29 protein-coding genes are annotated in these 24936 nt (G+C 66.5%); 15 read left to right on the top strand and 14 right to left on the bottom strand.

Translation table 11 applies throughout. From position 1 onward, the window contains the following. Positions 1 to 4: 4 nt before the first annotated feature. The 6 genes from FHR96_RS03235 to FHR96_RS03210 all read right to left on the bottom strand — a co-directional run bounded on the left by FHR96_RS03235 (position 5) and on the right by FHR96_RS03210 (position 3790). Positions 5 to 475, bottom strand: coding sequence for a copper chaperone PCu(A)C (locus FHR96_RS03235; RefSeq protein WP_246392756.1), 471 nt, complete (start codon positions 473 to 475; stop codon positions 5 to 7). 239 nt (positions 476 to 714) lie between these two features. Next, positions 715 to 1032, bottom strand: a complete 318-nt coding sequence (locus FHR96_RS03230; RefSeq protein ID WP_246392755.1) for a hypothetical protein — start codon at positions 1030 to 1032, stop codon at positions 715 to 717. A gap of 112 nt (positions 1033 to 1144) precedes the next feature. Next, on the bottom strand, positions 1145 to 1435 hold the full coding sequence (locus tag FHR96_RS03225) for a hypothetical protein (protein ID WP_183386222.1): 291 nt from the start codon (positions 1433 to 1435) through the stop codon (positions 1145 to 1147). Between the two features lie 257 nt (positions 1436 to 1692). Continuing rightward, positions 1693 to 2778, bottom strand: coding sequence for a patatin-like phospholipase family protein (locus FHR96_RS03220; RefSeq protein ID WP_183386221.1), 1086 nt, complete (start codon positions 2776 to 2778; stop codon positions 1693 to 1695). Positions 2779 to 2848: 70 nt separating this feature from the next. After that, on the bottom strand, positions 2849 to 3238 hold the full coding sequence (locus FHR96_RS03215) for a VOC family protein (protein WP_183386220.1): 390 nt from the start codon (positions 3236 to 3238) through the stop codon (positions 2849 to 2851). 45 nt (positions 3239 to 3283) lie between these two features. After that, positions 3284 to 3790, bottom strand: a complete 507-nt coding sequence (locus FHR96_RS03210) for a MarR family winged helix-turn-helix transcriptional regulator (protein WP_183386219.1) — start codon at positions 3788 to 3790, stop codon at positions 3284 to 3286. A gap of 89 nt (positions 3791 to 3879) precedes the next feature. On the opposite strand from FHR96_RS03210, the gene FHR96_RS03205 reads away from it, so the two are divergent. Continuing rightward, positions 3880 to 4797: an EamA family transporter gene (locus tag FHR96_RS03205; protein WP_183386218.1), complete on the top strand. Its 918-nt coding sequence runs from the start codon at positions 3880 to 3882 to the stop codon at positions 4795 to 4797. 150 nt (positions 4798 to 4947) lie between these two features. On the opposite strand, the gene FHR96_RS03200 is transcribed toward FHR96_RS03205, so the two are convergent. The 6 genes from FHR96_RS03200 to FHR96_RS03175 form a co-directional block, all read right to left on the bottom strand. After that, entirely contained in the window at positions 4948 to 6687 is a 1740-nt protein-coding gene (locus FHR96_RS03200) for a sodium:solute symporter family protein (RefSeq protein WP_183386217.1), read from the bottom strand. A 240-nt stretch (positions 6688 to 6927) separates the two neighbouring features. Further along, on the bottom strand, positions 6928 to 7416 hold the full coding sequence (locus tag FHR96_RS03195; RefSeq protein ID WP_183386216.1) for a LabA-like NYN domain-containing protein: 489 nt from the start codon (positions 7414 to 7416) through the stop codon (positions 6928 to 6930). 81 nt (positions 7417 to 7497) lie between these two features. Further along, positions 7498 to 8550, bottom strand: a complete 1053-nt coding sequence (locus FHR96_RS03190; RefSeq protein WP_183386215.1) for a proline racemase family protein — start codon at positions 8548 to 8550, stop codon at positions 7498 to 7500. After that, positions 8547 to 9722, bottom strand: a complete 1176-nt coding sequence (locus FHR96_RS03185; protein ID WP_183386214.1) for a zinc-binding dehydrogenase — start codon at positions 9720 to 9722, stop codon at positions 8547 to 8549. The genes FHR96_RS03190 and FHR96_RS03185 overlap by 4 nt, the downstream gene beginning before the upstream one ends. 200 nt (positions 9723 to 9922) lie before the next feature. Continuing rightward, positions 9923 to 10651 carry a DUF2182 domain-containing protein gene (locus tag FHR96_RS03180; RefSeq protein WP_183386213.1) on the bottom strand — a complete coding sequence of 243 codons (729 nt, stop codon included), beginning with the start codon at positions 10649 to 10651 and terminating at the stop codon, positions 9923 to 9925. A gap of 14 nt (positions 10652 to 10665) precedes the next feature. Continuing rightward, complete coding sequence (locus FHR96_RS03175) at positions 10666 to 11271, bottom strand: DUF1326 domain-containing protein (RefSeq protein ID WP_183386212.1); 606 nt, start codon at positions 11269 to 11271, stop codon at positions 10666 to 10668. Positions 11272 to 11501: 230 nt separating this feature from the next. Between FHR96_RS03175 and FHR96_RS03170 the strand changes: the two genes are divergently transcribed. The 12 genes from FHR96_RS03170 to FHR96_RS03115 all read left to right on the top strand — a co-directional run bounded on the left by FHR96_RS03170 (position 11502) and on the right by FHR96_RS03115 (position 20755). Beyond that, positions 11502 to 11696: a hypothetical protein gene (locus tag FHR96_RS03170; protein WP_183386211.1), complete on the top strand. Its 195-nt coding sequence runs from the start codon at positions 11502 to 11504 to the stop codon at positions 11694 to 11696. Between the two features lie 13 nt (positions 11697 to 11709). After that, positions 11710 to 12021 carry a hypothetical protein gene (locus FHR96_RS03165; RefSeq protein ID WP_183386210.1) on the top strand — a complete coding sequence of 104 codons (312 nt, stop codon included), beginning with the start codon at positions 11710 to 11712 and terminating at the stop codon, positions 12019 to 12021. A gap of 26 nt (positions 12022 to 12047) precedes the next feature. Beyond that, positions 12048 to 12236 (top strand): hypothetical protein, encoded by a 189-nt coding sequence (locus tag FHR96_RS03160; RefSeq protein WP_183386209.1) that lies wholly within the window; start codon positions 12048 to 12050, stop codon positions 12234 to 12236. A gap of 114 nt (positions 12237 to 12350) precedes the next feature. Beyond that, positions 12351 to 13130, top strand: a complete 780-nt coding sequence (locus FHR96_RS03155; RefSeq protein WP_183386208.1) for an AraC family transcriptional regulator — start codon at positions 12351 to 12353, stop codon at positions 13128 to 13130. Positions 13131 to 13269: 139 nt separating this feature from the next. Continuing rightward, entirely contained in the window at positions 13270 to 14346 is a 1077-nt protein-coding gene (locus FHR96_RS03150) for a TRAP transporter substrate-binding protein (RefSeq protein WP_183386207.1), read from the top strand. A 75-nt stretch (positions 14347 to 14421) separates the two neighbouring features. Beyond that, positions 14422 to 14967: a TRAP transporter small permease gene (locus FHR96_RS03145; RefSeq protein ID WP_183386206.1), complete on the top strand. Its 546-nt coding sequence runs from the start codon at positions 14422 to 14424 to the stop codon at positions 14965 to 14967. Continuing rightward, positions 14964 to 16241, top strand: a complete 1278-nt coding sequence (locus FHR96_RS03140; RefSeq protein ID WP_183386205.1) for a TRAP transporter large permease — start codon at positions 14964 to 14966, stop codon at positions 16239 to 16241. Before FHR96_RS03145 ends, FHR96_RS03140 begins: the two co-directional genes overlap by 4 nt. Before the next feature lie 21 nt (positions 16242 to 16262). Continuing rightward, positions 16263 to 17297, top strand: a complete 1035-nt coding sequence (locus FHR96_RS03135; RefSeq protein WP_183386204.1) for a histone deacetylase family protein — start codon at positions 16263 to 16265, stop codon at positions 17295 to 17297. 42 nt (positions 17298 to 17339) lie between these two features. Continuing rightward, complete coding sequence (locus tag FHR96_RS03130; RefSeq protein WP_183386203.1) at positions 17340 to 17696, top strand: RidA family protein; 357 nt, start codon at positions 17340 to 17342, stop codon at positions 17694 to 17696. 1 nt (position 17697) lies between these two features. Beyond that, positions 17698 to 18639, top strand: a complete 942-nt coding sequence (gene lhpI / locus FHR96_RS03125; RefSeq protein ID WP_183386202.1) for a bifunctional Delta(1)-pyrroline-2-carboxylate/Delta(1)-piperideine-2-carboxylate reductase — start codon at positions 17698 to 17700, stop codon at positions 18637 to 18639. Next, positions 18636 to 19787, top strand: coding sequence for a class II histone deacetylase (locus tag FHR96_RS03120; protein WP_183386201.1), 1152 nt, complete (start codon positions 18636 to 18638; stop codon positions 19785 to 19787). Before lhpI ends, FHR96_RS03120 begins: the two co-directional genes overlap by 4 nt. Further along, positions 19784 to 20755 (top strand): branched-chain amino acid transaminase, encoded by a 972-nt coding sequence (locus FHR96_RS03115; protein WP_183386200.1) that lies wholly within the window; start codon positions 19784 to 19786, stop codon positions 20753 to 20755. Before FHR96_RS03120 ends, FHR96_RS03115 begins: the two co-directional genes overlap by 4 nt. A gap of 55 nt (positions 20756 to 20810) precedes the next feature. Here the strand turns inward: FHR96_RS03115 and FHR96_RS03110 are convergent, their stop codons facing one another. Both FHR96_RS03110 and FHR96_RS03105 read right to left on the bottom strand, forming a co-directional pair. Continuing rightward, positions 20811 to 21290, bottom strand: a complete 480-nt coding sequence (locus FHR96_RS03110; protein WP_183386199.1) for a phosphate-starvation-inducible PsiE family protein — start codon at positions 21288 to 21290, stop codon at positions 20811 to 20813. Positions 21291 to 21588: 298 nt separating this feature from the next. After that, positions 21589 to 23301 carry a sigma-54-dependent Fis family transcriptional regulator gene (locus tag FHR96_RS03105; RefSeq protein WP_183386198.1) on the bottom strand — a complete coding sequence of 571 codons (1713 nt, stop codon included), beginning with the start codon at positions 23299 to 23301 and terminating at the stop codon, positions 21589 to 21591. Positions 23302 to 23658: 357 nt separating this feature from the next. On the opposite strand from FHR96_RS03105, the gene FHR96_RS03100 reads away from it, so the two are divergent. After that, positions 23659 to 23898 (top strand): phenol hydroxylase subunit, encoded by a 240-nt coding sequence (locus tag FHR96_RS03100; protein ID WP_183386197.1) that lies wholly within the window; start codon positions 23659 to 23661, stop codon positions 23896 to 23898. Positions 23899 to 23936: 38 nt separating this feature from the next. Next, positions 23937 to 24923, top strand: a complete 987-nt coding sequence (locus tag FHR96_RS03095; protein WP_183386196.1) for an aromatic/alkene monooxygenase hydroxylase subunit beta — start codon at positions 23937 to 23939, stop codon at positions 24921 to 24923. Positions 24924 to 24936: the final 13 nt, after the last annotated feature.

Raw genomic sequence — 24936 nt, 5'->3', positions numbered from 1 at the left:
CATGCTACTCGGACGTGGGGGAAACCACATCGAACGTCACGGGAAGCGTTCGATCATCGGCGAACTCGAACGTGACCTCGACCTCGTCGCCCACGGCCAGTGGCTGTAGACGCTTCATGAGCATCAGGTGATACCCCTTGGGGGCGAACTCGAGCGTGTCGCCCGGGGCGATCTCGAGTTCGGACACCGAGTGCATGCTGGACATGCCGTCCTCGTTCATCGTCATGTGCAGCATGACATGCTCGTAGGCGTCGCTATCGGCACCCACCAGGGTCACGGTCTCGTCACCGGCATTGTGCAGCTGGAAGTACCCGGCACCCGGCAGGTCGCCGGGCATCAGCCTCAGCCGGGCATCCGTCACTTCCAGGTCGGCGGCCTGGGCGGCGCCGGTCGACAGCAGGAGTGCCAGCAGGCTCCAGGCCAGTCGCTGGGACGACCGTACTGGCCCGCCGTGTTGTCGTGCACTTGCCATCATCTCTGCTTCTCCCTTCAGGTGAGCGAGCCTGCTGGTCCGGCGTCCGGGGTGTGGCATTGCCGGGCGCCATGGGCCGTCATGCTGCGCGGGTTTTTCTGTTCTGGTGCCACCTTAGCGTCCGGAGGCCGCCGTGCAAGCCCCTGCGACAATATGTCAAGACGCCGGGTCGTTGCCAGGTCGAGTGGCGTATCGCAGAAGAACATCGGCAGGGTTGGCCGTGACGGCCATCGTGGCAAGGATCAGCAGAGGGCTGACAGGTCGCAGTGCGACCTGAACTCGCGCGAGTTGACGTCGAGAGTCAGGCGGTCGCCGACGGTGTCGTAAAAGAAGGAGGCATAGCCATTTTCTGAATCGGCCGACTGGTATAGGCCACAGACTCCGTAGCCGTATTGCACTTCCTGGAGATTCACGAGCTCTATCTCGCTCGAGGTACCGAGCGTTGCGGCGATGGCCTGCTGGATCTGGCGATCGCGGTGGCTATCGGCGATCACTTGGCCACCGAAGATCGCTCCGGCGAGGGCCAGAATCAGGACCACCGGAATGGCCAGCATCAGCATGAAAGGACGAGAGTGTGGCATGGCCGGGATTTTATGCCCGTCGGGCGGGGCCGACAAGCGGGCCGCGGCGTTTGACCGCAGGGCATGGCCGAGGCCTGTGGCGGTTGCGGGTTCAGAGCCGCTGAATGTCGATCACATAGCCGATCACCGGATAGCCGGCCTGGCGGGCGGCCTTTTCGGCTTCCATCTGCGCTTCGAGCTTCGAGATGCTGGTGGAGTGGTATTCGAAGGTGGAGTCCATCTCCAGTTGCTTGGTGCGTACGGCGAGCTTGACGATGTGGCCCGTGCGTATCTCGCTGGCCTTCGGCCGGGCGCCAGGTTTCTCCGCGGCTGGGGTGGGGCGTGCCGCACGCTTGGCATTGCCGGGCTCTGCCTTGAGGAAGGCGTCGATCTCCTGATGCATGGTTTTCTCGAAGTCATCCAGTTCTCTGCTCATGGGGCTCCTTGGTCGGTCTCGATGGATGGCATGGGATAGTGCCAGAAAGGTGGAGCGGCGGCTAATGGCGGCCGATGGCATCATGCGCCTGGAGTGCCTGAAGCCGGCTTTGCACGGTGGTGGTAATGACCTGACACCAACCCCCGATGGCTCCGGACCGTGGGGGTATCACGGTCGTGGGCGCGAGCGGCGGAGTGCCATCGCAAGGCGGCTCCCTGCGCTTGTCACCGCGTACCGGTCTTGGCGTGTTCGGGGACGGATAGCGGGGTGAAGGTGTCGTCGAAGACCGCATCCAGGTCGAAGGTGGAGTGCTGGCCGATGGCCTCGAAGTGCTCTGTCAGCCAGCGGTCGGCCCAGGCGCGGCCCTGGTCGTGCAGCCGCGAGATGAACTCCCACTCGGCGTTCATCTTGCTGGAGGCACTGAGTTCCTGGACCTCCTGCTGGGCGTGGATCAGGTGCAGGCGCATCGCGCGGACGCGCTCGAGTTCCAGGCCCTCGGCCTCGATCAGACGCTGCAGCAGCTGGATGCTGCGCAGTTCCTTGACCAGGCTCGAATTGAAGGTGATCTCGTTGACCCGGTTGATGATCTCACGGGCGCCGTCGGGCAGCTCGCGGCGTTCCAGCGGGTTGACCTGCACCACCACCAGGTCGCTGCAGCCGCGGTTGTCGACCAGCGGATAGAGGGCGGGATTACCGCTGTAGCCGCCGTCCCAGTAGGCCTCGCCGTCGATTTCCACGGCGGGGAACAGCGTCGGCAGGCAGGCCGAGGCCATCAGGGTATCCGCCGAGAGGTCAGGCTGGCGAAAGATCTTTGCCCGTCCGGTGCGAACGTTGGTGGCGTTGACGAAGACCTTGACCTGGCCGCAGGCGTTGACCCGCGAGAAGTCGACCTGTTTTTCGATCAGGTCGCGCAGCGGATTGATGCCCAGGGGATTGAGCCTGGCAGGGTCCACCAGTCGCGTCAGGCCTTCCATGAACAGGTAGCCGGGGGAGTGATCGAGACTGTCGTTGCCCAGAAGACGATCCCAGAAGGTACGTCGCAGCGGCGAGAAGCGCGCCATGCGACTGACCGCTTCCCAGAAGGCGCGCAGCGCCTCGCGAGCACCGTCCCGGCCGTTGCGATGCAGGCCGTCGGCAAGCATCACGGCGTTCATGGCGCCGGCGCTGGTGCCGCTGATGGCGTCGATTTCCAGACGCTCGTCCTCCAGCAGCCGGTCGAGTACGCCCCAGGTCAGCGCCCCATGGGAGCCGCCGCCCTGCAGGGCCAGATCAATGCGTTTCCTGCCTTCCCGTTGGGTACCGTTGGCCATGCGATCTCCTGTGTCGGCATCGATGCTGCGATGCAGTATAGGCGGCTGAGGCAGTAATTGCCGCTGTCGCTCAGTCGCGCTCGCCAGCGGAGTCGGCCAGCACCACGTGATAGCCGTCAGGATCGCGCAGCCAGCACTCGCGCCGTCGGGTGTGCGCGCTGATGGCCGGCTCCCTGACGATCCAGGCATCCATCTCGCGAGCCCGATCCAGCGCGTCGTCGAAGTCTTCCACCTCGAACCACAGCAGCACGCCATGCCCTGGGCCGGCGAACGAGGCTTCCAGGCCGGGATGATCGAGCCCGTTCCAGAGCTGCAGCTGCAGCAGGGTCGTCTTCGTGCCCGGTAGGCGAAGCTGTGCGCAGGCGCTGTCGCCATGATGGCTTTCGCAGCCGAGCAGTCGGCCGTACCAGGCCAGGCTACGCTCGATGTTCTCTACCGCGATCAGGGGATGAACGTGCATGGCCGTGCTCCAGGGACGTCGTCCTTCAGCATAAGCCGATCGGCGTCATTGCTCCTGTGTCACGCCATCACCGAGCCCCAGCAGCAGTTGCTTGAGCAGGGCGGCGAGCCGTTCTCGATCCTCGACCTCGAGGGAGGACAGCAGCTCGGCCTCGAGGGCCACGTGGCGCTCGACGGCTTCGTCGACCAGCCGAAGTCCCTTGTCGGTCAGGGCGATCAGCACGCTGCGGCGGTTGCTGGCGTCGGTGCGCCGCGTCACCAGCCCCTTGGCCTCGAGCCGATCGATGCGGTTGGTGATGGCGCCATAGGTGACCATGGACGACTTGACCAGAGCACCGGCGGTCATCCGGAAGGGCGCGCCCTCACGGCGCAGGGTGGCCAGGATATCGAATTCGTGATGCTGCAGATCGAAGGCGGCGAAGTTGTCGCGCAGGGCCTTCTCCAGTCGGCGCTGGGCGCGGAAGATACGCCCGATCACCCCCATGGGGCTGGCATCGAGATCGGGGCGTTCGGCCCGCCATTGGGCGAGCACGTCGTCGACGGCGTCGTGCATGGGATATCTCAACGTTGAACTATTTGACCCGAGACTAGCATGCCGACTACCATCCTCAATATTGAATATTTCAATGTTGAGGTATTTGCATGTCCGTATTGCTTGGCAGGCTCGCATCGTCCTCGTCCCGGTCCGGAGTCGTCCTGGCGCTGACCGCCCTGGCGCCCATGGTCTGGGGCACGACCTATATCGTCACCAGCGAACTGCTGCCCCCGGATCGTCCGCTGCTGTCCGGCGCGCTGCGGGCGCTGCCGGCGGGGCTGCTGGTGATCGGCCTGACTCGCATCCTGCCCAGAGGGCATTGGTGGTGGCGGGCCGCATTGCTCGGGACCCTGAACATCGGCGCCTTCTTTGCGCTGCTTTTCCTGGCGGCCTATCGCCTGCCGGGTGGAGTGGCGGCCACCCTTGGCTCGGTGCAGCCGCTGCTGGTCGCGGGGCTGGCCTTTCTGGTGCTGGGTGAGCGCACCACGGCGTGGAAGCTCGCCTGGAGCCTGGTCGGCATCCTGGGAATCGCGCTGATGGTGCTGAAGGGCACCCTGGTACTGGACCCGGTGGGCATCGCCGCCGGCCTGGGCGGTGCGGCGGCCATGGCGAGCGGGGTGGTGCTCGGCAAGCGTTGGGGACGACCGGTGCCGCTGATGACCTTCACCGGCTGGCAGCTCACCGCTGGGGGGCTGCTGCTGGCCCCGCTGGCGTGGTGGCTCGAAGGGCCGCCGCCGGCCATCGATGCGGCGGCGCTGCTCGGCTACGTCTGGTTGGCATTGCCCGGCACCCTGATCGCCTATGCGCTGTGGTTTCGCGGCATCGAGCGGCTGCCGGCCACGTCGCTGTCGTTCCTGCCGCTGCTGTCACCGACGGTGGCGACCCTGGTTGGCTGGGGCGTGCTGGGCGAGGCCCTGACGCCACCCCAACTGCTTGGTTTTCTGCTGGTGCTGGCGGCCATCGCCGCCGCCCAGCTGAGTCCGCGAGCCAGGCGGGGCGTGGCCGCATGCGGCGAGCCTCGTTGATCGCGGTGTAGCCGCTTGCGCAACGGCGGCATCCGGTGGCATGCCCCCATCGGCGCTCAGGCGCGATGGGCACGGGAAAGGTAAGTGGCGGGATGCCGAGCGCAGCGGCCTGAGAGGAGAAGGCCGCTGCGCTTGGAGAGAGAAGGGGGATCAGGCCTCGACGGGGCGTTCCTTGCGGACGGCGCCGCGGGAGCGCACCACGCGATATCCCACGGCGCCGGCGATCACCAGCATGCCGCCGCAGCCGACGGCCAGGGCGTAGGCGCCGGTGACCGCAGACTCGGAGGTGCCGAACTGGCCGGCGAGCTCGGCCAGCGTATCGGCGTATTGACGCCACAGGAAAGCGCCCACGGCGATGCCGGACAGCATGGTGAACGCAGCCACCCAGCGAGAGCCGGTCGCCCAGCCGTCGGTCGCGTGTTCCTCGTCGCGGTGCAGGAAGGCCAGGTAATCGCGCTCGGCTTGGCTGACCCGGGTCAGCCGCGAGGCCATGGCGATCGCCACCAGTGCCATCAGGGTGCTGAGCAGCACGGGATGCAGGTAGGTCGGCAGCTGGAGCCATTCGGCCTGCACCATCAGCGACAGGATGAGGTTGCCGACGAAGCCGACCGTCAGGCCCCAGCCGGCGCCGGCGGCGGTGATCCGGCGGCTCCAGATGCTCATCAGCGCCACCGGGCCCCAGGAAGAGGCAAACAGGGTCGCGGCGAACCACACCACGGCCATCACCGCCGGCGGCTGGAAAAGCGCCAGGATCAGGGCGATCAGGCCGGCGCCCAGCACTGCGATGCGGCTGGTGCGCATGGCGGCGGCCTCGCTGCTGTTGGCCGGCATGATGTCGTTGGAGATGCTGAAGCCGATGATCGACAGGAAGGTCGAGCAGGAGGACAGGCCGGCGGCGAAGACGCCGGTGAGGATCACCACGCCCAGCCAGGTCGGCAGCACGTTGAGGGCCGCCCACACCATGGCGCGTTCGCCGTTCAGCGTCGGGTCATACAGGTTGATCGCCGCGCCGGTCATCATCATCAGGGCGTAGAAGACGGCCAGCGACACCGCGGTGAGCATCGCCGAGCGCATCACCACGTGCTCGTTGCGTGCCATCAGGTAGCGGCTGGACTGCCAGGGACTGGCTGCCAATACGGCGGCCCACACCAGGCCCAGTGTCAGGCCCCAGGTCAGGGCTTCGCCGGGGGTGGAGAAGGTCGCGTCGTCACCCTGCAGCACGCCGTGCCACAGGGCGATGCCGGGCTTGTCGCCTTGGGCCAGCAGCCCCTCGACCACGCCGTGCCAGCCGCCCAGGTCATGGATGATGTAGATCGAGCCGCCCAGCGCCGCCACGGAGAAGATCACGAACATCACCGTATCGGTCAGCATCACGCCCGGCGAGCCGGAGTAGAGAATGAAGCCGGTGTAGGTCAGCCATACCAGCACCAGGCCGACCCAGTAGGGCAGGCCGGTGAGTTCCTCGAACATGATGCCCGCACCTTGCATCACGCCCAGCAGGTAGGCGCCCAGGCCGAGTACGGTGGTCAGGCCGGCGATGCGCTGCACGCGCTTGGAAGCGAAGCGCTTGCCGAAGAACTCCGGTACCGTCAGGGCGCCGCTGCGGCGCAGGTAGCGGCCGAAGGCCAGCGCGCCGAGCAGGCACCCGGAGGTGCTGAGGGCAGCGAAGATGAGCATCACAAAGGGATAGCCCTGGTAGGCGAAGCCGGTTTCGCCGAGGAAGGCGCTGGTGCTCAGGTAGCTGGCGACCAGCGTGCCGAGAATGAGAAACGTCGGAGCGTTGCGTCCGGCGACCAGGTAGTCGTCGAGGTGCTTGACTCGACGCCCGGCCAGGTGGCCGATGACGAAGTAGCCGATCAGGCTCAGGAGAATGGCGGAGGTGTAGACCATGGCGGAGACCATAATTTGTTGATTTGTGACGCACTATGATGCGGCTCCTCATCAGCGAGGGCGTTCTCTCAGCGTCATGGCATGCGACCGATGCGACATCGAAGGGCGAGAGGGCGGCGATGAACAGACGGCGCGACGGGCAACGCGGCGCCTGGGGCGCCGGAAGTAGGCTTTGGAGCACGCGACGCGTGGCGTCCGGAGGATCGTTTCGCCGCTGGCGTGCCGGGCTAGCGTGCCGGATTAGCGTGGGGGAGTGCCCAGCAGCAGCTCGCCCTCGATGGGTATGAAGCGGCTGGCCGAGCGGATCAGGGCGTCGGCGGTATAGGCGGGGACCCCGAAGACCTCTACCTCCACCCCGAACTTGTCGTGCAGCTTGTCGACCAGCGGGGCGAAGTCACCGTCGCCGGAGGCCAGCACCACCAGGTCCACCTCGCCGGCATGCTCGATGGCATCCAGGGTGATGCCGACGTCCCAGTCGCCCTTGGCCGAGCCGTCGGCGCGCTGGATGAAGGGCTTGAGCTTCACCTCGAAGCCGATGGCGCGCAGGATGTTCTGGAACTGGCGCTGTTTCTCGTCGCCGCGGTCGATGGCATAGGCGAAGGCCCGGCTCACCTGGCGTCCCGCGGTCGCTCGGGCCCAGAGGGCGTTGTAGTCGACGTTGCGACGATGAGCCTGGCGGCTGGTGTAGTAGAGGTTCTGGACATCCAGCAGGATCAGTACCTTTGGCATGCAGAAGCCTCGGTGAGCTGCGGCCGGATTTCGTGGCCGCGGTAGGTAACAACGCGCCGGCCCGGGGCCGGCGCACTTGGCTCAGGATGACGTGTCGTGTCGCGAGCCGAGGATATGGTACACGCTGTCGTCGCGCACCATGGGATCCTCGGGGTTGATGACGATGTCGGAGTGGGCCAGCACGAAGGCCTTGCCGGTGATGGTGTTCTCCACCACCGTCTGCTGGCCCTCCTGGTGAGTGCCGGTGAACTCGCCGATGAAGCCGGTCTCGCGCAGCGAGACGGTCTCGAGCTTGTCGCCGGGACGGATGCTGCCCTCGTGGTGCATCAGCGCCAGGCGCGCGGAGGTGCCGGTGCCGGTGGTGCTGCGGCAGATCACCCCGGGGTGCACGTAGGTGGTGGAACGCGAGCGATAGAAGTCGTCGGCCACCTGTTCCACCGGCCCCATGAAGTGCAGGAAGGGCAGCGGGCCTACGTCGCCCAGGGTGTAGTGGGAAAACCCACGCTCGGCCTGCAGCGCCTCGACGATCTTGTAGGCGCATTCCGACAGCGCGCGCTCCTCCTCGCGGACCAGCGAGAAGCCCAGCTCGGCGGCGTCGACCAGGGCATAGAAGCCGCCGCTGTAGGCCACGCTGTAGGTGACGTCGCCGATGGTAGGCACGTGGATGGTGCTGCGATAGGTGTCGATATAGCTCGGCAGCCCCTCGCAGGTGATGGCCTCGACCACATCGTTCTCCACCAGCGCCTCGATCTGCACCCGCCCGGCGGGGGATTCCAGCAGGAAGCGCTGGCGGCCCTCGCGCTTGGGCACCAGGCCGGCTTCCAGCACCGCCGTGGCGGTGCAGATGGTGTTGGAGCCGGAGTAGATGGGGTAGCCCATCACCTCCATGATGATGTAGCCGGCCTCGGCCTCCGGGTCGGTGGCCGGCACGATCAGGTCCACCGACATCTCGGGGATGCCGTAGGGCTCGTCGAGCAGCAGCTTGCGCAGGCCGTCGGCATCGTCGCGCAGGTAGTGCATCTGGTCGCGCACCGTGGCACCCGGCAGCGGGTCGATGCCGCCGAGCACGATGCGGCTGACGTCGCCGCCGGCGTGGGTGTCCATCAGCCGGATCTTCAGCTCGGGCTTGCTCATTGCTTTCCCTCGAGGGCGAAGGGCGCGCCGTGTTCGTCCCACTCGGCGTCGGGGACGATCACGATCTTGCCCAGGTAGTTGCTGCCGCGATTGACGAAGTAGCGCTCCGCCTCGCGCAGCTCGGAGAGCCTGAAGGCGGCGTGCAGCACCGGCTTGAGCTGGCCGCCGCGGATCCATTCCACCAGCTGCTCGGCCTCCTCGCGGGTGCCGTGGGAAACGCCGAAGATCTGCACCTGGTAGAGGTAGATGCGGGTCCACATGATCTCGCTGACGTTACCGCCGCTGGCGCCGGCGATCGACAGCCGCGGGTAGCTCGCGCGGGCCTTCATGTCGAAGATCATGGTGTCGATGAAGCGATCGGTCATCTCGCCGCCGACCAGGTCCATCACCGCGTCGATCGGTGCGCCGCCGGTCACGGCCCTGACCTTGGCCTCGAAGTCGTGCATGTCGGAGCGGTCGAGCACCGCCTCGGCGCCGAGCTCGAGCAGCGCAGGGGCCTTGTCCTGCTGGCTCAGGGCGTAGGGAATGGCGCCCACCACCCGGCACAGCTGGATCAGGGCGGTACCTACGCCGCCGCTGGCGCCGGTGACGAGGATGCGTTCGCCAGACTTCACGCCCGCCGCCGTCATCATATGGTAGGCGGTCTGGTAGGAGCACATGCCCATGGCGGCCAGTTCGGCGTCGGCGAGCTCGGGGTTCGGCACGTGATGGAACTGGTCCGAGGGCACGGCGATGTATTCGGCGAATCCGCCGTCGGCACCGTGGCCGTAGTAGTCCGGCGTCAGGTTGATGTCGCGCCGCGCGTCGGCGTAGAGGTTGAAGTCGAGCAGCCCGCGCTCGTCGATGCGCGAGGCATCGACGCCGTCGCCCACGGCGACCACATGGCCGACCACGTCGGCGCCCTGGATGCGCGGGAAGGTCAGGGTCGGCGATCCGCCCATGGCGAACGAGGTCACGTCGCCCTTGTCCTTGGTCGGGTAGAGGCCCTCGCGCGCCTTGCGGTCGGTGTTGTTCTTGGCGGTGGCGGTGACCTTCACCAGCACTTCGCCGGGACCGGGACGCGGCGTGGCAACGGATTCGTCGTAGACCAGCTGGTCCACGTCGCCGTGACCGACCAGCCGCATGGCGGCCATGGTGGTGGGGACCTTCTCGGGCAGGGACGCTGCGCCCATCGGCTAGCTCCTCGTGTGGGGGTGGGTTCAAACGCGACGATAGCAAAGTCGCCGGCGTGCACCATCAGGGATTTTTTTCGATTTGCCAGCGCGTTACTGGGGGTTTTTTCGGTTCTCGTCGATGTGCCCGCGCCGGCACCGAGTCGGGCTGGGAGGGGCGCGCTGGCTTGAAGCCGAGATCGCCACCGGCGAGCGACTCGTCAGCCGAGCGCCAGCCAGCCACCATAGGCGATCAGCCCCGTCCCGACACACCGGCTCAGGCGTCGCGGGTACGGGATCAGCTTCTCCAGCAGGATGAGCAAAGTGAGCCCCGCCATCCAGGCCAGGCTCATCACCCCACCGACGAACATCAGCGCCATCAGCGCCCAGCAGCAACCGGTGCAGAAGAGTCCCAACCGGAGACCGGTGCCCAGGGCTCGCGGCGGTGTCAGGGGCAGACCCTGAGCGACCAGTCCCATGGGGCTTCGGCAGCTCCGCAGGCAGGCGTCCTTGAGTCGCGTCCACTGGAAGAGGCCGGCGCCGAGCAGCAGCATGCCGGCCCAGGTCGTTGTGCCGAGCGATTGGCCAGGCGACAGCAGTGCCGCCTCATTCAGCCCCCACTGGGTAAGCGTGGCGAGGCCGGCAAAGCTCGTCCAGGCCAGCAGGTAGCCGGTGGCGAACAGGTAGGGCAGCACCGCCGGCCAGCTTGGCGAGCGCCGAGTCGCCGCGGCGAAGACCAGGATGGCAGGAGCCGCGCTGGGAAGCATCATGGCTACCATCATCGCCGTCCACATCACCAGGGTCGGCCAGGGCATGAACGCGGCGCCCATGCCCGACATGCCCGAGGCCATGTCGATCAGCCAGGCCCAGGCGGCAACGGCCACCAGGGCCAGGCTTGCCACCAGCGTCAGCCGCTGGACGGGGTAGGGGCGCCGCGTGTGTCCCGCCATGGTGTCGTCTCCTGTCAGTCCGCCTGGTACGCGAAGGCGGCGTATGCCGCGGTACGGTCGCTGAAGGCCCATTCCAGGCCGTGGCCGCGGTGCGTGACCCTCTCGTTGCAGGCCAGCACCAGGTCATGCCCCGGCGAGATCGCCACCGGATGGCCGCTGACGTGGACCTCGCCTCCGTCCTGACCCTCGAGGGCCGTGAGTGAGGCGCTGGCCAGCTCGCCGATCGTCAGCGACTGGCGGCGATCCTCGGCCTGGTAGTCCATGGGGGCGCGCTCGATGCCGAGGATCTCGCCCACGAAGCCGGCCAGCATGGCGGGGTGGCCGCCAGCCTGTCCGCCGAAGATCTTGACCAGTGCCTGGTGCTGGGCCTCCGAGGCGGCCTCGTCGACGTAGACCATGACGCGCCAGTCGCCGTCGATCATGTTGCCCGGGGCATGCAGTGCCATGGCCAGGTTGAGTCCATCTAGGGCCTGGTCGCCGAGGTGGCCGCGATCGATGTGCCAGGCCACCAGGGCGTCGCAGTGGCCTTCCGTCGGAACGTGGCCGAACAGGCAGGGACAGGCGCCCTTGCAGTTGCAGGCCTCGAAGTAGGTGCCGCTGACTCGCCAGTCCGTACTCATGATGTCGTCTCCTTTTTCAAGGGCTCGGCTCCAGCTATAGACCTCATCGCTCGTCGACGACATGAGATTCCGATGCGAATGCGTCATGGGGGCAGGGGCAAGCTGGCCGATACGGGAGGCATTCGAGCGACTGTCTCTCGATGGCGACGTCCGTGTCGCCGCAGTACCACATGGGTAAGGAGGCGAGGGTTCGCTAGAATGGCGGGCATTCATCAAGCCGAGGAGGCACCATGTCGTATCGCCCGTTGATGCTCATGACCCTGATCATTGCCGCCACCTTGCTCGCCGGCTGCAGCTATACGCCGGCGCGGATCGATGCCGAGCCGCTGGTGGAGTTCGGCGATCACCACGGTCATGACCATGATCGTTATCGCCAGGGCGGCGGCTTCTGCCCGCCGGGTCAGGCCAAGAAGGGACGCTGCTGAGGTGGCGGGCCACGTGTCTGGGCGCCGAGTCCGGCGTACCGGAAGGACGGCCCTGGCCGTGCTGGGGCTGGCGATGGTGCTGCTGATCACCGGCTGCAGCTATACGCCGGCGCGTATCGATACCGGGCCGCTGGTGGAGTTCGGCGGCTATCACGATGGTCATCACCACGGTGATCGGCGCTATCGACACGATCGTCGCCACGACTATCACGATCGTGACGACTGGGAGCGTCGCTCTCATCATCGCCGCTATCGTCATCATCGCGATGATCGCCATCGTTCCCGCTTTTGCCCGCCCGGGCAGGCCATGAAGGGCCGCTGCTGAATGGCCACAGGTGGATAGGAAGTAACATGAAGAATGCGTTGAGGCCGTGGTGGATCGGCGTGATGCTCCTGGTGATAGGGATGATCCTTGGGGGATGTAGCTACACGCCGGCGCATATCCGGTCCCAGCCGTTGATAGAGATCGACGGCCATCATGGCGGTCATGTCCGTCGTCATGGCCAGAATGATCAGGGCGAGGACGACAACGCCCAGTAACCGGCTGTCGGCCTGCCATTGATTCGAAGGTCGACGTGGAAGCGATCGGTTTGCGTTCTTCTCCGCCTCGGCCCATGGTACAAGGCGTCTTTGACGCTAATCCGGCAGGATGCCATGTCCTACCTCGATCTGCGGGCCACCACCCTCGAGCGCGAGCACGTGGCCCATGAGCATGACCACCATCAGCTGATCCTGGCCACCCGAGGCGCCACAGAGCTCTCCATCGAAGGGCAGGGCGAGCGCATCACCGGCAGCCGCGGATGCATCATCCCCTGCGCGCGTCATCACGAGTACCACGGTGATGGCCGTAATCGCACCTTCGTGCTGGATATTCCCGCCGCGACGCTGCCCGGCCTGCGCGACGGCGATCGCATAGAGCGGCTGTTCGACCGCCCACGTTTCTTCGGCGTGCCGCCACGCCTGAATCGCCTGGCCGACAGCCTGATGCTGCAGCTCGAGGCCTGCCCGGAGCTGCACAGCGAGATCGCGGCGCTGCTGCTGAGGGCGCTTTATCTCCACCTGGCTGCCGAGCCCTTGGCGGACGGCGCTGGCAGCGTTCTGACGCCCGACGATGGTCGCCTTGACCTGGCCCGCCTGGATGCCTGGATCGACCGCCATCTGGCCGACGAGATCCGCGTCGAGCGCCTGGCGGCGCTGTGTGCGTTGAGCGTCGGGCACTTCCACGCTCGCTTCCGTACGCGTACCGGGATGACGCCGCTGGCCTATGTCCAGCGGCGCCGACTCGAACATGCCCGTACCCTGGTCCACCATAGCGACCTGAGCCTGGGCCATATCGCCGCCCTGGTCGGTTTTCGAGACCAGGGGAGCTTCTCTCGTGCCTATCGCCGCCAGTTCGATCACTCTCCTTCCCGTGAGCGTCGCCATGGCGGATGAGAGGGTTCAGCAGTTTCGGGCAAGCCTACCGTAGTCACGGGCAAGCAGGTGCCGCCTACCCGACCTACCTTGAGGTTCAGTCACAAGCGTCGGGCCCATCAGGGCCCGCGTTCGATAACAACCACAAGAGGTCGATGCAATGACAATCAAGACGCTCCCCCGACTGGCGGCCTTCACCGTACTGCCCCTGGCCATGGCCGCTACTCAGGCCCAGGCCCAGACGTACGAGATGGCCATCGCCACGCTGATCCCCGAGAACCTGACCAACAACAGCATCTATCCCGCCCTGGTGCACTTCAAGGAACAGGTGGAGTCGCAGACCGACGGTGACCTCGCCGTCTCGATCTTCGGCGGTGGCCAGATGGGCTCCGAGGTGGAGACCGGCTCCCAGGTCCAGGCCGGCGGTCGCGCCCTGCAGTCGAGCATTCTCACCTCTGGGGCCATGTCGTCCTTCTATCCGGACTATCAGGTGGTGACCGCCCCGTTCCTGTTCGACAACTGGCGCCAGGCCTGGGCATTCTTCGACAGCGACTGGTTCGCGAACTTCATGTCCGGCACCATCGAGGCCGCCGACATGCGCTATCTGGGCACGTTCGACGACGGCGGTGGTTTCGTGGCATTCACCAACAACGACCACCTGATCAAGACCGTCGAAGACCTCGAGGGGCTCAATATTCGCACCGAGGAAAACCCCGCCCACGTGGCAACCATGAAGGCGCTCGGTGCCTCGGCCACGCCGCTGCCCTGGGGCGAACTGATCACCGCCCTGGAGACCGGGCTGGCCGATGGCCAGTTCAACGCGCCGGTGATCAACACCACCTACGGCCTGGATGAGGTCACCGACTACACCACCCTGACCGGGCACGTGTACAACAGCGCTTCCTGGGTGGTCAGCGAAAGCTGGTTCCAGGAACTGCCCGAGGACTACCAGCACATCGTCCTCAATGCCGCTCGCGAGTCGGTGCAGCTCAGCCACGGCGCTTCGGCGATGCTCGCCACCGCTAGCTGGCAGAAGTCCTGCGAGCTGTTCGAGGAGTGCTACATCATGCCCACCGACGAGCGTCAGCGCATGGCCGAGATCGCCCGGCCCGCCTGGCGGAGCTGGATCGTCGACGACTTCGGCGCCGATCCTCAACTGGTCGATGACCTGCTGGCCGAAGTGCAGTCGCTGCGCGAGTCGCTGCCCGAGGAAACCTACCAGCGCTACGGTCAGTAATCCCACGCCGATCACCAGGCACATCGGGGCGACCTGCGGGTCGCTTCGATGCCAGTGACTACCGCCGGAGCGCCTATGAGCCTGTTAACCTCGGCCCGCCGGGCCAGTGATGTCGTCAATCGAGTCGCCATCGTGGTGTGCGTGGCCTGCATCCTCGGCATGCTGGCCATCTCCTTCACGGGCTTCCTGTATACCCTGTTTACCGGCGATGCCCTCAGCTGGACCTACTCGCTGGCCCGGCTGTTCCTGCCGTGGATCGGACTGCTGTCGTCCACCATCGCCCTGCACGCTGGCGAGCATGTGGCCATGACCCTGCTGATGCGGCTATTGCCCGAGTCGCTGGTCAAGCTGTGCGCCGGCCTCACGCTCGCCGTGATGGCGGGTTTCGCACTGCTGGTGATCTGGTACGGCTGGGACTTCTTCCACAACGCCACCCAGGTGTACATGGTGTCCGACACCATCCAGATATCCCGCAAGTGGACGGCGATCGCCGTGCCGCTGTCCGGCGTGATCTTCCTGCTGCACCTGGTGCAGGGCTTCGGCCTGCTGGAGCACTTCGTCGACGAGTCGGCGGCGATAGAGGAAGTGATCCACTCCCATGATCAGGAGGCTCGCCCATGACCCCTGCCATCATTGCCTTCGTCGTGGTGCTGTTGATCGGGGCCCCGGTGGCCGTGGTCATGGCCATCTCCGGGGTCGCCGGCGTGTATTCGCTGGGCGGCGAACGCCTGGTCGGCATCATCGCCGATCGCATGTTCTCCGGGGTTTCCGGCTACATGCTGATCGCCGTGCCGTATTTCATCTTCACCGCCGAGCTGATGAACCAGGGCGGGCTGACCCAGAAGCTGATCGCGTTCAACAACGCGCTGTTCGGGCGTATTCGCGGGGCGCTGTCCCACGTCAACGTCACGGTGTCGCTGTTCTTCGCCGGCCTCACCGGGGCGGCGATCACCGACACCGTGGCGATCGGCAAGATCATGATCCCGGAGATGAAGAAGCAGGGCTACGACGCCGAGTATGCGGCGGCGATCACCGCCTGTTCGTCGATCATCGGTCCGATCATCCCGCCCAGCGTGGTGATGGTGGTCTATGCCACCCTGCTGCGCGACATCTCGGTGATCGACCTGTTCGCCGGCGGCATCCTGCCCGGCGTGCTGATGACCCTGGCGCTGCTGCTGACCAGCATCGTGCTGGCCTGGCTGCGCGGCTATCCCAAGCAGGCCGGCACGCCGATCCGCGTCGCGGTGTTCGCGTTTCTCTCGGCGCTGCCGGCCATGCTGGTGCCGTTGATCATCCTCGGCGGCATCCTCTCCGGCATGACCACCATCACCGAGGCTTCGGGCTTCGCGGCGGTCTACGCCATCTTCATCGGCATGGTCTTCTACCGGAACCTGACGCTGCACAAGATCTGGCAGGCGCTGGTCACCACGGTGAAGTTTTCCGGCGTGGTGTTCTTCCTGCTGGCCACCTCGGCGGTGCTGGGCTGGTTCGTGACCCGCTCGGGGATCGCCCGGGAAGCGGCCGAGATGATCACCACCATCAGCGACGTGCCCTTCATCCAGATCATGCTGGTGTGCCTGCTGCTGATCGTGCTCGGCACCGTGATGGACGTGCTGCCGGCGCTGGTGGTGATCGGGCCGGTGGTAGTGCCGGCCATGGTCTCGCTGGGCTTCGATCCGCTGCACTTCGCCATCGTGATGATCGTCACGCTCAATATCGCCAACGTCACGCCGCCGGTCGGGATGACGCTGATGACCGCGGCGCGCATTGCCGAAGTGCCCTATGAACGGGCGATCGTCGCCTCGCTGCCGTTCTACGCGGCCTTCATCTCGGTGGTGGTGCTGCTGGCGGTGTTCCCGTCGCTGTCCACCTGGATACCCTCGCTGCTCGACTGAGCCCGTGACAAGGACAGGCCCATGAAGCTCTTCTATCATCCCGACCAGGAGCGCCATGCTCCGGAGACCTTCCTGCTGCGGGGCCGGCCAGCTCCCTCGCCGGAGGGGCCGGTGCGAGCCGAGCTGTTGAGCGAGGGGTTGGCCGAAGCGGGTCTCGCGCTCACGTCTCCTGCCGAGGCTGACGGTGCGCGGCTGCGCGAGCGCCTGGCACGCATTCATACCCCGCGCTATCTCGACTTCCTGGAGACCATCCACGCGCGCTGGCAGGCGATGCCGGATGCCGCCGAGATCGTCGCGCCCAACGTGCATCCGTGTGGCGGCGGCCACCATTACCCGCGCCATCCGGTGGGGCAGGCCGGCTGGCACCTGCACGACATGGCCTGCCCGATCACCGCCGACAGCTTCGCCGGCATCCTGGCCAGTGCGGCTACCGCCCAGGCGGCCGCCGAGGCGGTGGCCGGCGGCGAGCGCGTCGCCTATGCGCTGTGCCGGCCGCCCGGCCACCATGCCGGCCCCGAACGCGCCGGCGGCTTCTGCTTCCTCAACAACGCCGCGCTGGCGGCGACGCTGCTGCGCGAGCGCTTTCCCCGGGTGGCGATCCTCGACGTGGACCTGCATCACGGCAACGGCACCCAGGATATCTTCTACGCCGACGGCGATGTCTGGACCGGGTCGCTTCACGCCGACCCGGCCGACTTCTATCCGTTCTTCTGGGGCGGCGCCGACGAGACCGGCGAGGGTGCGGGGCTGGGTGCCAACGTCAATCTGCCGCTGCCGGTGGGCAGCGATGGAGAGGCATTCCTGGTGGCCCTGGATACCCTGATCGAACGCCTCGTCGAGTTCCGCCCCGCGGTGCTGGTGGTGGCCCTGGGCCTGGATGCCCACCGGGCGGACCCCCTGGCCGGCCTGGCCCTGGACACCGCCGATTTTTCTGGGGTGGGACGACGCCTGGCGGCGCTCGACCTGCCTACGGTGCTGGTACAGGAAGGGGGCTATCCCACCGTGCACCTGAGCCATAACCTGGCCGCCTTCATGGGCGGCTTTCAAGGCGCCTGAGGGCGCCGCCAACAGAGACTGAGTTGAAGAGAGAGACACGCCATGAGCCTCAGCCATCACGACAGCAACGAGCGCATGAGTCAGATCGTCGTCCACCGCGGTACCGTCTACCTGGCCGGCCAGGTGCCTACCGACGCCAGCGCGGGCATGCGTGGCCAGACCGAGCAGGTGCTGGCGCGCATCGACGAACTGCTGGCCAAGGCCGGCACCTCCAAGGAACACTTGGTCTCGGCACAGATCTGGGTGACCAGCATGAGCGAGTTCGCCGAGATGAACGCCGCCTGGGATGCCTGGGTCGCGCCTGGCCGTCCGCCGGTGAGGGCCGCCGTCGAGGCCCAGCTGGCCAAGCCCGAGTGGAAGGTCGAGATCATGGTCGTGGCCGCGCTGCCGGAGGCCTGACATGCGCATCATCGACGCCGATAGCGTGGCGGCGGCGCTGGCCTGGCCGGCGCTGGTGGAACGGCTGGCCGCCACGTTCCGCGAGGGGGTGGAGTCGCCGCCGCGGCACCATCACGCCATGCACCGACCCGACGGTGAAGCCACGCTGCTGCTGATGCCGGCCTGGGAGCGAGCCGGCTACATCGGGGTGAAGATGGTCAACGTCTTTCCCCAGAACGCCGACCACGGCTTGCCGGCGATTGCCGGCGTCTACCTGCTCAGCGAGGGGGAGCATGGTCGACCGCTGGCCTGTATCGACGGCAGCGAGCTGACCCGTCGTCGCACCGCCGCGGCCTCGGCCCTGGCGGCACGCGAACTGGCCCGGGCGGACGCCGAGTCACTGCTGGTGGTGGGCACCGGCAAGCTGGCGCCGATGGTCATCGAAGCTCACGCGGCGGTGCGGCCGATTCGCCGGGTACGCATCTGGGGCCGGCATCCCGACAAGGCCGAGCGCCTGGCTGCGGAGTACGCGGATCGCTTCGATACCGCGGCGGTCACCGACCTGGAGGCGGCGGCCCGTGAGGCCGATCTGATCAGCTGCGTGACGCTGTCCAGCGAACCGCTGATTCGCGGTGACTGGCTGTCGCCGGGCACCCATCTCGACCTGATCGGCGCCTTCCGGCCGACCATGCGTGAGACCGATGCCGAGTGCCTGCGCCGCGGCGAGGTGTTCGTCGACACCTATGCCGGGGCCCGGGGCGAGGCCGGCGATATCCTCCAGGCCGTGGACGAGGGCGCCTTCGCCTTCGACGCGCTGCGCGGTGAGCTGGCTGAACTGCTGGATGGTCGAAAGCCCGGCCGCAGTGGCGATCAGGCCATCACGGTGTTCAAGTCGGTGGGTGCCTCGCTGGAGGACCTGGCGGCCGCCATCGAGGTCTGGGAGCGCCAGGAGGCGAGCCCATGACGCACCAGACGCCGGGCGCGGCGCGTCCTGTCACGGGCTTCTTCTGGCACGAACGCTGCTTCTGGCACGATCCCGGCGCCATCGGGGTGTTCGCGTCCCCGGGCGAATTTCGCCAGCCCCAACCCGCCTCGGAGAGTGCGGAGAGCAAGCGGCGGCTCAAGAACCTGCTCGAGGTCTCGGGGCTGATCGATGAGCTCGCGGTGCGCAAGGCGCCGCCCGCCACGCGGGAGGACCTCGAGCGCTTCCATACCGCGCGCTATCTGGATGCCCTGGCGGCTGGCGATCGTGATCGGGGCGGCGAGTCAGGCGACTGCGCGCCCTATACGCCGGGCAGCCTGGCGGCGGCGTGCCAGTCGGCCGGGCTTGCCGTGGCGGCGGTCGAGGCGGTGGCCACCGGCGAGCTGGCCAACGCCTATGCGCTGTGCCGGCCGCCGGGTCATCACGCCGAGGCCGACCAGGGGCGTGGCTTCTGCCTGCTGGGCAACATCCCGGTGGCGGTGATGCGCGCCAGGGCCCTCGGCCAGGTGGGGCGAGTGGCGATCCTCGACTGGGACGTCCACCACGGCAACGGCCAGCAGTCGGCCTTCTACACCGATTCCGAGGTCCTGACGGTATCGATCCACCAGGCCGGCAACTTTCCACTGGATACCGGCGCCTTCGAAGAGCAGGGCGAGGAAGCGGGGCAGGGCGCCTGCCTGAACCTGCCGCTGCCGCCGGGCTGCGGCCTGGGGGCCTATGCCCATGCCATGGAAACCCTGGTACTACCGGCTCTCGAGGCCTTCCGACCCGAGCTGATCGTGGTCGCCTGCGGCTATGACGCCTGCGCCAAGGATCCGCTGGGCAAGATGCTGCTCAACGGCCGGGCCTTCGGCGAGATGACCCGCGGTCTCATGGCGCTGGCCGAGCGGGTCTGCGGGGGGCGGCTGGTGATGATTCACGAGGGCGGCTACTCGGAAGGCTACGTACCGTTCTGCGGACACGCGGTGATAGAGGCGCTGGCGTGCAGCGAGACCGCCGTGCCCGACCCGCAGAACGACGAGATCGCCGCCTGGGGTTACCAGGCCCTGCAGCCCCATCAGCGGGCACTGATCGACGACTGGCGCGAACGCTGGTTCGCCCATCCTCCCCCCGACGAGAGAATCCCATGACGCCCCTATACGACCGCGACGGCTGGCTATGGCGGGACGGCGACTGGCTGCCCTGGCGCGAGGCCGGTACCCATCTGCTGACCCACACCCTGCACTATGGCATGGGCTGTTTCGAGGGCGTGCGTGCCTATCGGGGGCCGGATGGGCGCCCGGCCTTGTTTCGGGTCGCCGAGCATACCCGGCGGCTTCTGGATAGTGCTCATGCCCTGGATATACCGTTATCTTGCAATGCCGAGACCCTGATCACGGCCCAGCGCGAGTGCCTGACGCGCAACGGCCTGGCCAACGCCTATCTCAAGCCGACCGTCTATCTGGGCGCCGAGGGGCTTGGCCTGCGTGCCAAGGGGTTGACCAGCCACGTGATGATCGCCGCCTGGGACCTCGGCGACTATGTTTCCCCGGAGGCGTCGAGCGTTGGCCTGCGGGCGCTGACCTCCTCCTGGGCACGCCACCACGTCAATATCAGCCTGTGCCGGGCCAAGACCAACGGCCACTACGTGAACTCGATGCTGGCGCTCAACACCGCGGTGAAGGCGGGCTTCGACGAGACCCTGATGCTCGACCCCGAAGGGTATGTGGCCGAGGCCTCGGCGGCCAACGTCTTCCTGCTGCGCGACGGTGCCCTGCATACCCCGGAGATCACCTCCTGCCTGCAGGGCATCACCCGCGACAGCGTCATACGCCTGGCCCGCGAGGTGCTGGGGCTCGAGGTGGTGGAGCGGCGGATCACCCGGGATGAGCTGTATGTCGCCGACGAGGCCTTCCTCACCGGCACCGCCGCCGAGATCCTGCCGCTGCGCGAGCTGGACGGCCGGCATATCGGGGCGCGGGCGGGAGCGCCGCCCCCCGGCGAGCCGATTGCCCAAGACTCGGTGACCGCTCGGCTGCAGCGGCTCTATCGCCGCGTCACCCGAGGCGATCTTGGCGACGACCTGGCGGCCTTCGCCGACTGGCTGACGCCCGCCTGAACCCACTGGGGGAGTGCTGTTGCCGCGGTTGGCTCGGGTAAGGCATATCAAGACACTAGTGCTTGCGGGCCACCAGCCAGTGGGTGACGCCCAGCGCCAGGACCACGGCGGCGATGGCCAGGACGTATTCGGCCGAGACGGTCTCGATGTCCAGCACGATCACCTTCCGGGCAATGGCCATCAGCGCGGTGGCGATGACCAACTGGATGGGCAGCACGCTGGTGCCGAGGTAGAGGCGAATGTTGATGAAGATCTCGATGGCGATCAGCACCACCATGAAGGCGCCGAACAGCCGGAAGATGTCGCCGACCTCGAGCAACAGGATGGGAGGCGAGGAAAGCTGCTGGTAGAGAACGTAGACGACGTCGAAGATGCCCCACAGGATCACGAACACCATCAGGATCGCGAGCACCTTGACGCCGACGCGGATAACGCGATGCAGCATCCCGATCAGCGGATCATCGTGTTCCTTGGGCAGTTCGTCGTGGAGTAGCTGGGGGCGCTTTTCCTTGGCGGTGTCGGGCTCGATGCTCATGGCGTCACTCCTGACGGGCTAGGGACTCTCTGCCTCCTCAGTCTGGCGTGCGCGACGAAAAACGCCACGACGCGGGGCGTCGTGGCGACATCTCCATCCTCCCTGGGCATCGTCCCGATGCCGAGATCGGCGTCCCTGAGGGGCATCCTGCCCCTGGCATCCCTGGCGAAGCGTATGGCAGTGTCCCTTGCCGGTCCCGTCTTGGGCAGGATCAGTGTCGTCGAGACGGGTGACGATGCGGTGACGCTGCCATGAAGGTTCGGTGACTGCCCTGCGAGCGGCTGCGCCCCAGGGCGGATCAGCGATCGCTGATCTGGCGCTTCTTCAATCGATAGTCCAGCGCGGCCCGGCTCAGGCCCAGGCGTCGTGCCGCCGCCGAGACGTTGCCGTTGGCGTCGCGGTAGGCGCGTTCCAGCAGGGCTTCCTCCAGGGCTTCCAGGGCGATGCCGCCTTCCAGGATGCTGCCGCACAGCGCTTCCAGCGCATCGCCAGTGGCCGCGTCATCGACGGCCTGGATGAGATGACCGCTGTCGCCAAGCACCTGCCCGCGTGCCACGGCTGGCTGCTGACCGAACAGCGCCTGCTCGCCGACCGGGTGGCCCTCGCCGGTCAGGATCACGCCGCGCTCGATGGTGTTCTGAAGTTCACGAATATTGCCCGGCCAGTCGTGGCGGCGCATGGCCGCCAGGGCCTGGTCGGTGAAGCCCAGCGTCTTGAGGCGGTAGTGTTGCTCGAACCGCGCCAGGAAGTGCTCGGCGAGTAGCGGCATGTCGTCGCGCCGGTCGCGCAATGGCGGGATCGTCACCGGATAGGCATTGAGCCGGAAAAACAGGTCGGCGCGGAAGCGACCGTCCTGGACGCGCTCGGTGAGATCGCCGTGGGTGGCGGCGACGATGCGGACGTCGACATGGTAACTGGCCTGGCCGCCGACTCGCTCGATCTGCTTATCCTGCAGCACTCGCAGCAGGGCGGCCTGGGCCCGTGGCGAGAGCTCGGCGAGCTCGTCGAGGAACAGGGTGCCGCCGTGGGCGCGTTCGAAGCGTCCGACACGGGATTGCACGGCACCGGTGTAGGCGCCTTTCGCGACGCCGAACAGCTCCGACTCGATCAGCTCGGGCGGAATCGCCGCGCAGTTGACCGCCACGAAGGGTTCGTTGGCGCGCTCGCTCTGCTGGTGGGCGCGGTGGGCGAGGATCTCCTTGCCGGTACCGGTTTCGCCGAGCAGCAGGATCGGCACCTCGGAGCGGGCGGCGCGGTCGATCAGATCCAGGGCGCCCAGGAAGGCGGGAGACTGGCCGATGGGGCGATACCGTTCCTCGCCCTGGTGACGAGCGATGTCGTCCTCCAGGTAGGCGATGCGCGACTGCAGTTCGTAGAGTTCGTCGATCAGCGGGTCCTCGCGGAACAGTTCGGCGAAGGCCTCGTGATCCTCCCATTCCCGGGCCGGCTTGCCGACGATGCGGCAGCGTGCGTCGCCGCAGCCCCGGCACTCCACCTCGCGATACTGGATCTCCTGGCCGAGGAACTGGCTGGAATAGGCGCAGGCATAGCCCAGTTGCAGCCAGCATACCGGCTCCTTGAGCGGGCCGAAGATGTGCTGGGAGATGCTCACTTCGTAGGAGTCCTGCCACTCGAATTCGCCATAGAAGTGGCCACTACGGGGATCGATATCCAGGGCGATGGGCACCACCTTCACCAGGCCACGTAGCGCGTGCAGCTGGGGCCCGGTGAGAAAGCCATCCTCCACCGACATCTCCTGGCCGCGCACCGACCGGGCCAGCTCGGCATCCTGGAGGCCGGCATGGTAGCCCAGGCGCATGAAGAAGCTGCGCGCGCGCTGCATGCCCATGGTGTTGACGATCTCCTGGCGGAACGTGGCCATGGTCTGGACCTGCAGCAGCAGCATGCGCTGCTCGCCAAGCCATATCTGCCCCTCGCTGGGCAGGAAACGCAGCTTGTCCAGGATGTCCTGGCTGTCGGGGTAGCGCGGCGTCGTCAAGGGCGTGGGCATGGGGTCTCTCACGGTGTCAGGCGTTGGCATGCTGAATGTTGTGGTTATTGTGATGATGATTCTTTGGTCGTATTTTTTCGGCCGGCCGCTCCGCCGGTCGGAGATCCAGCATAAATCTCCCGTGCTTTTCCCACCAGCATTCCGCTTGGCCATCGCCTGAAGGCTTTCCGGTTTCATGAATTGATGACGCTGCAAGGCAGCAACTCATCATTTGCTTGATGCCTGTCGGCCTTTCGTGGCACGGCATATCAGCGCTTGTTTTTTCAATTCATTGTTTATCAGTGGTTTTTCAGTGCGAACAGGCATCTGGCACGGAGCTTGTAATGTTCAGGGAGACGCAACATCCGGAGGTGCCCGATGTCCCAATCCGCCATTTCCCGTTCCCTCAAGCGCTACGTGCGCGTCAGGGAGCGCAGCGAGAAATTCGTCGAGTTCGACTTTGCCATCGAGAACCCCGAACTCTTCGTCGAGCTGATCCTGCCGCCTCAGGCCTTTGAGTCGTTCTGTGCCCGCAATGAGGTGACCCTCATGACCGAGGAGCAGGCCAGGCAGGTCGATATCCAGATGGAAAAGTGGCGCTACAGCGTCGGCCAGTAGGTGAGCGAACCCGTGACAACAACAAGCGAGGAGACACTATGAGCATCGAGATCAAGACGGCAGAAATCGAGCCGATTCGCCAGACCTATGGCCATACCCGCAGGCGTTTCGGCGACAAGCCGGCGACCCGTTATCAGGAAGCCAGTTTCGATATTCAGCCGACCGAGAACTTTCACTATCGCCCGATGTTCGATGAGCGACACGAACTCTACGACCCGGGCTACACGGCGCTGAAGATGGAAGACTGGTATGCCTTCAGCGACCCTCGCCAGTTCTATTACGGCGCCTGGGTCGGCGCGCGTGCCAAGTTCCAGGAGAGCACCGAAACCAGCTTCGCCTTCTTCGAGAAGCGCCATCTCGGCGGCCAGCTGAGCGACGAGGCGCGTCGCCTGGTGACCGAGTGCCTGCTGCCGCTGCGTCACGTCGAGCTCGGCGCCAACATGAACAATGTCGGCATCGCCTCCACCGCCTATGGCACCACCCTCAGCCAGGCCCACATGTTTCACGGCATGGACCGACTGGCCGTCGCCCAGTACCTGTCGCGTATCGGCCTGCTGATCGATGACAGCCCGGGAGTGCTGCTGGGCGAGGCCAAGCAGCTGTGGATGGACGACCCCGACTGGCAAGGCGTGCGCCGCTACGTCGAAGACACGCTGGTGCTCGAGGACTGGGCCGAGCTGTCGGTGGCCCAGAACCTGGTGCTCGACGGCCTGCTGTATCCCTTCGTTCAGGAAACCCTGGATGCCCGATTGATGGACGCGGGGGGCGGCCAACTCGCCATGCTCACCGACTTCATGGGCGAGTGGTTCAAGGACGGCAGCCGCTTCATCGATGCGCTGATGAAGACGCTGGCCGCCGAAAGCGATGAGAACCGTGGTCTGCTTGCGCAATGGGTGTCGGGGTGGCGGGAGCGTGCCGTTGCCGCGTTGCAGCCGGTCGCCGCCAAGGCTGGAGTCACGCTCGACGATGCCCTGTCGATCCTCGACGAGCGTCTGGCCAAGCTCGGCCTGCTCGAGACGCACTGAGTCGGCGCTTGAA

The organism is Halomonas organivorans (assembly GCF_014192055.1).
GTDB classification, from domain to species: domain Bacteria; phylum Pseudomonadota; class Gammaproteobacteria; order Pseudomonadales; family Halomonadaceae; genus Halomonas; species Halomonas organivorans.
This window is presented reverse-complemented; position numbering and strand designations above follow the sequence as displayed.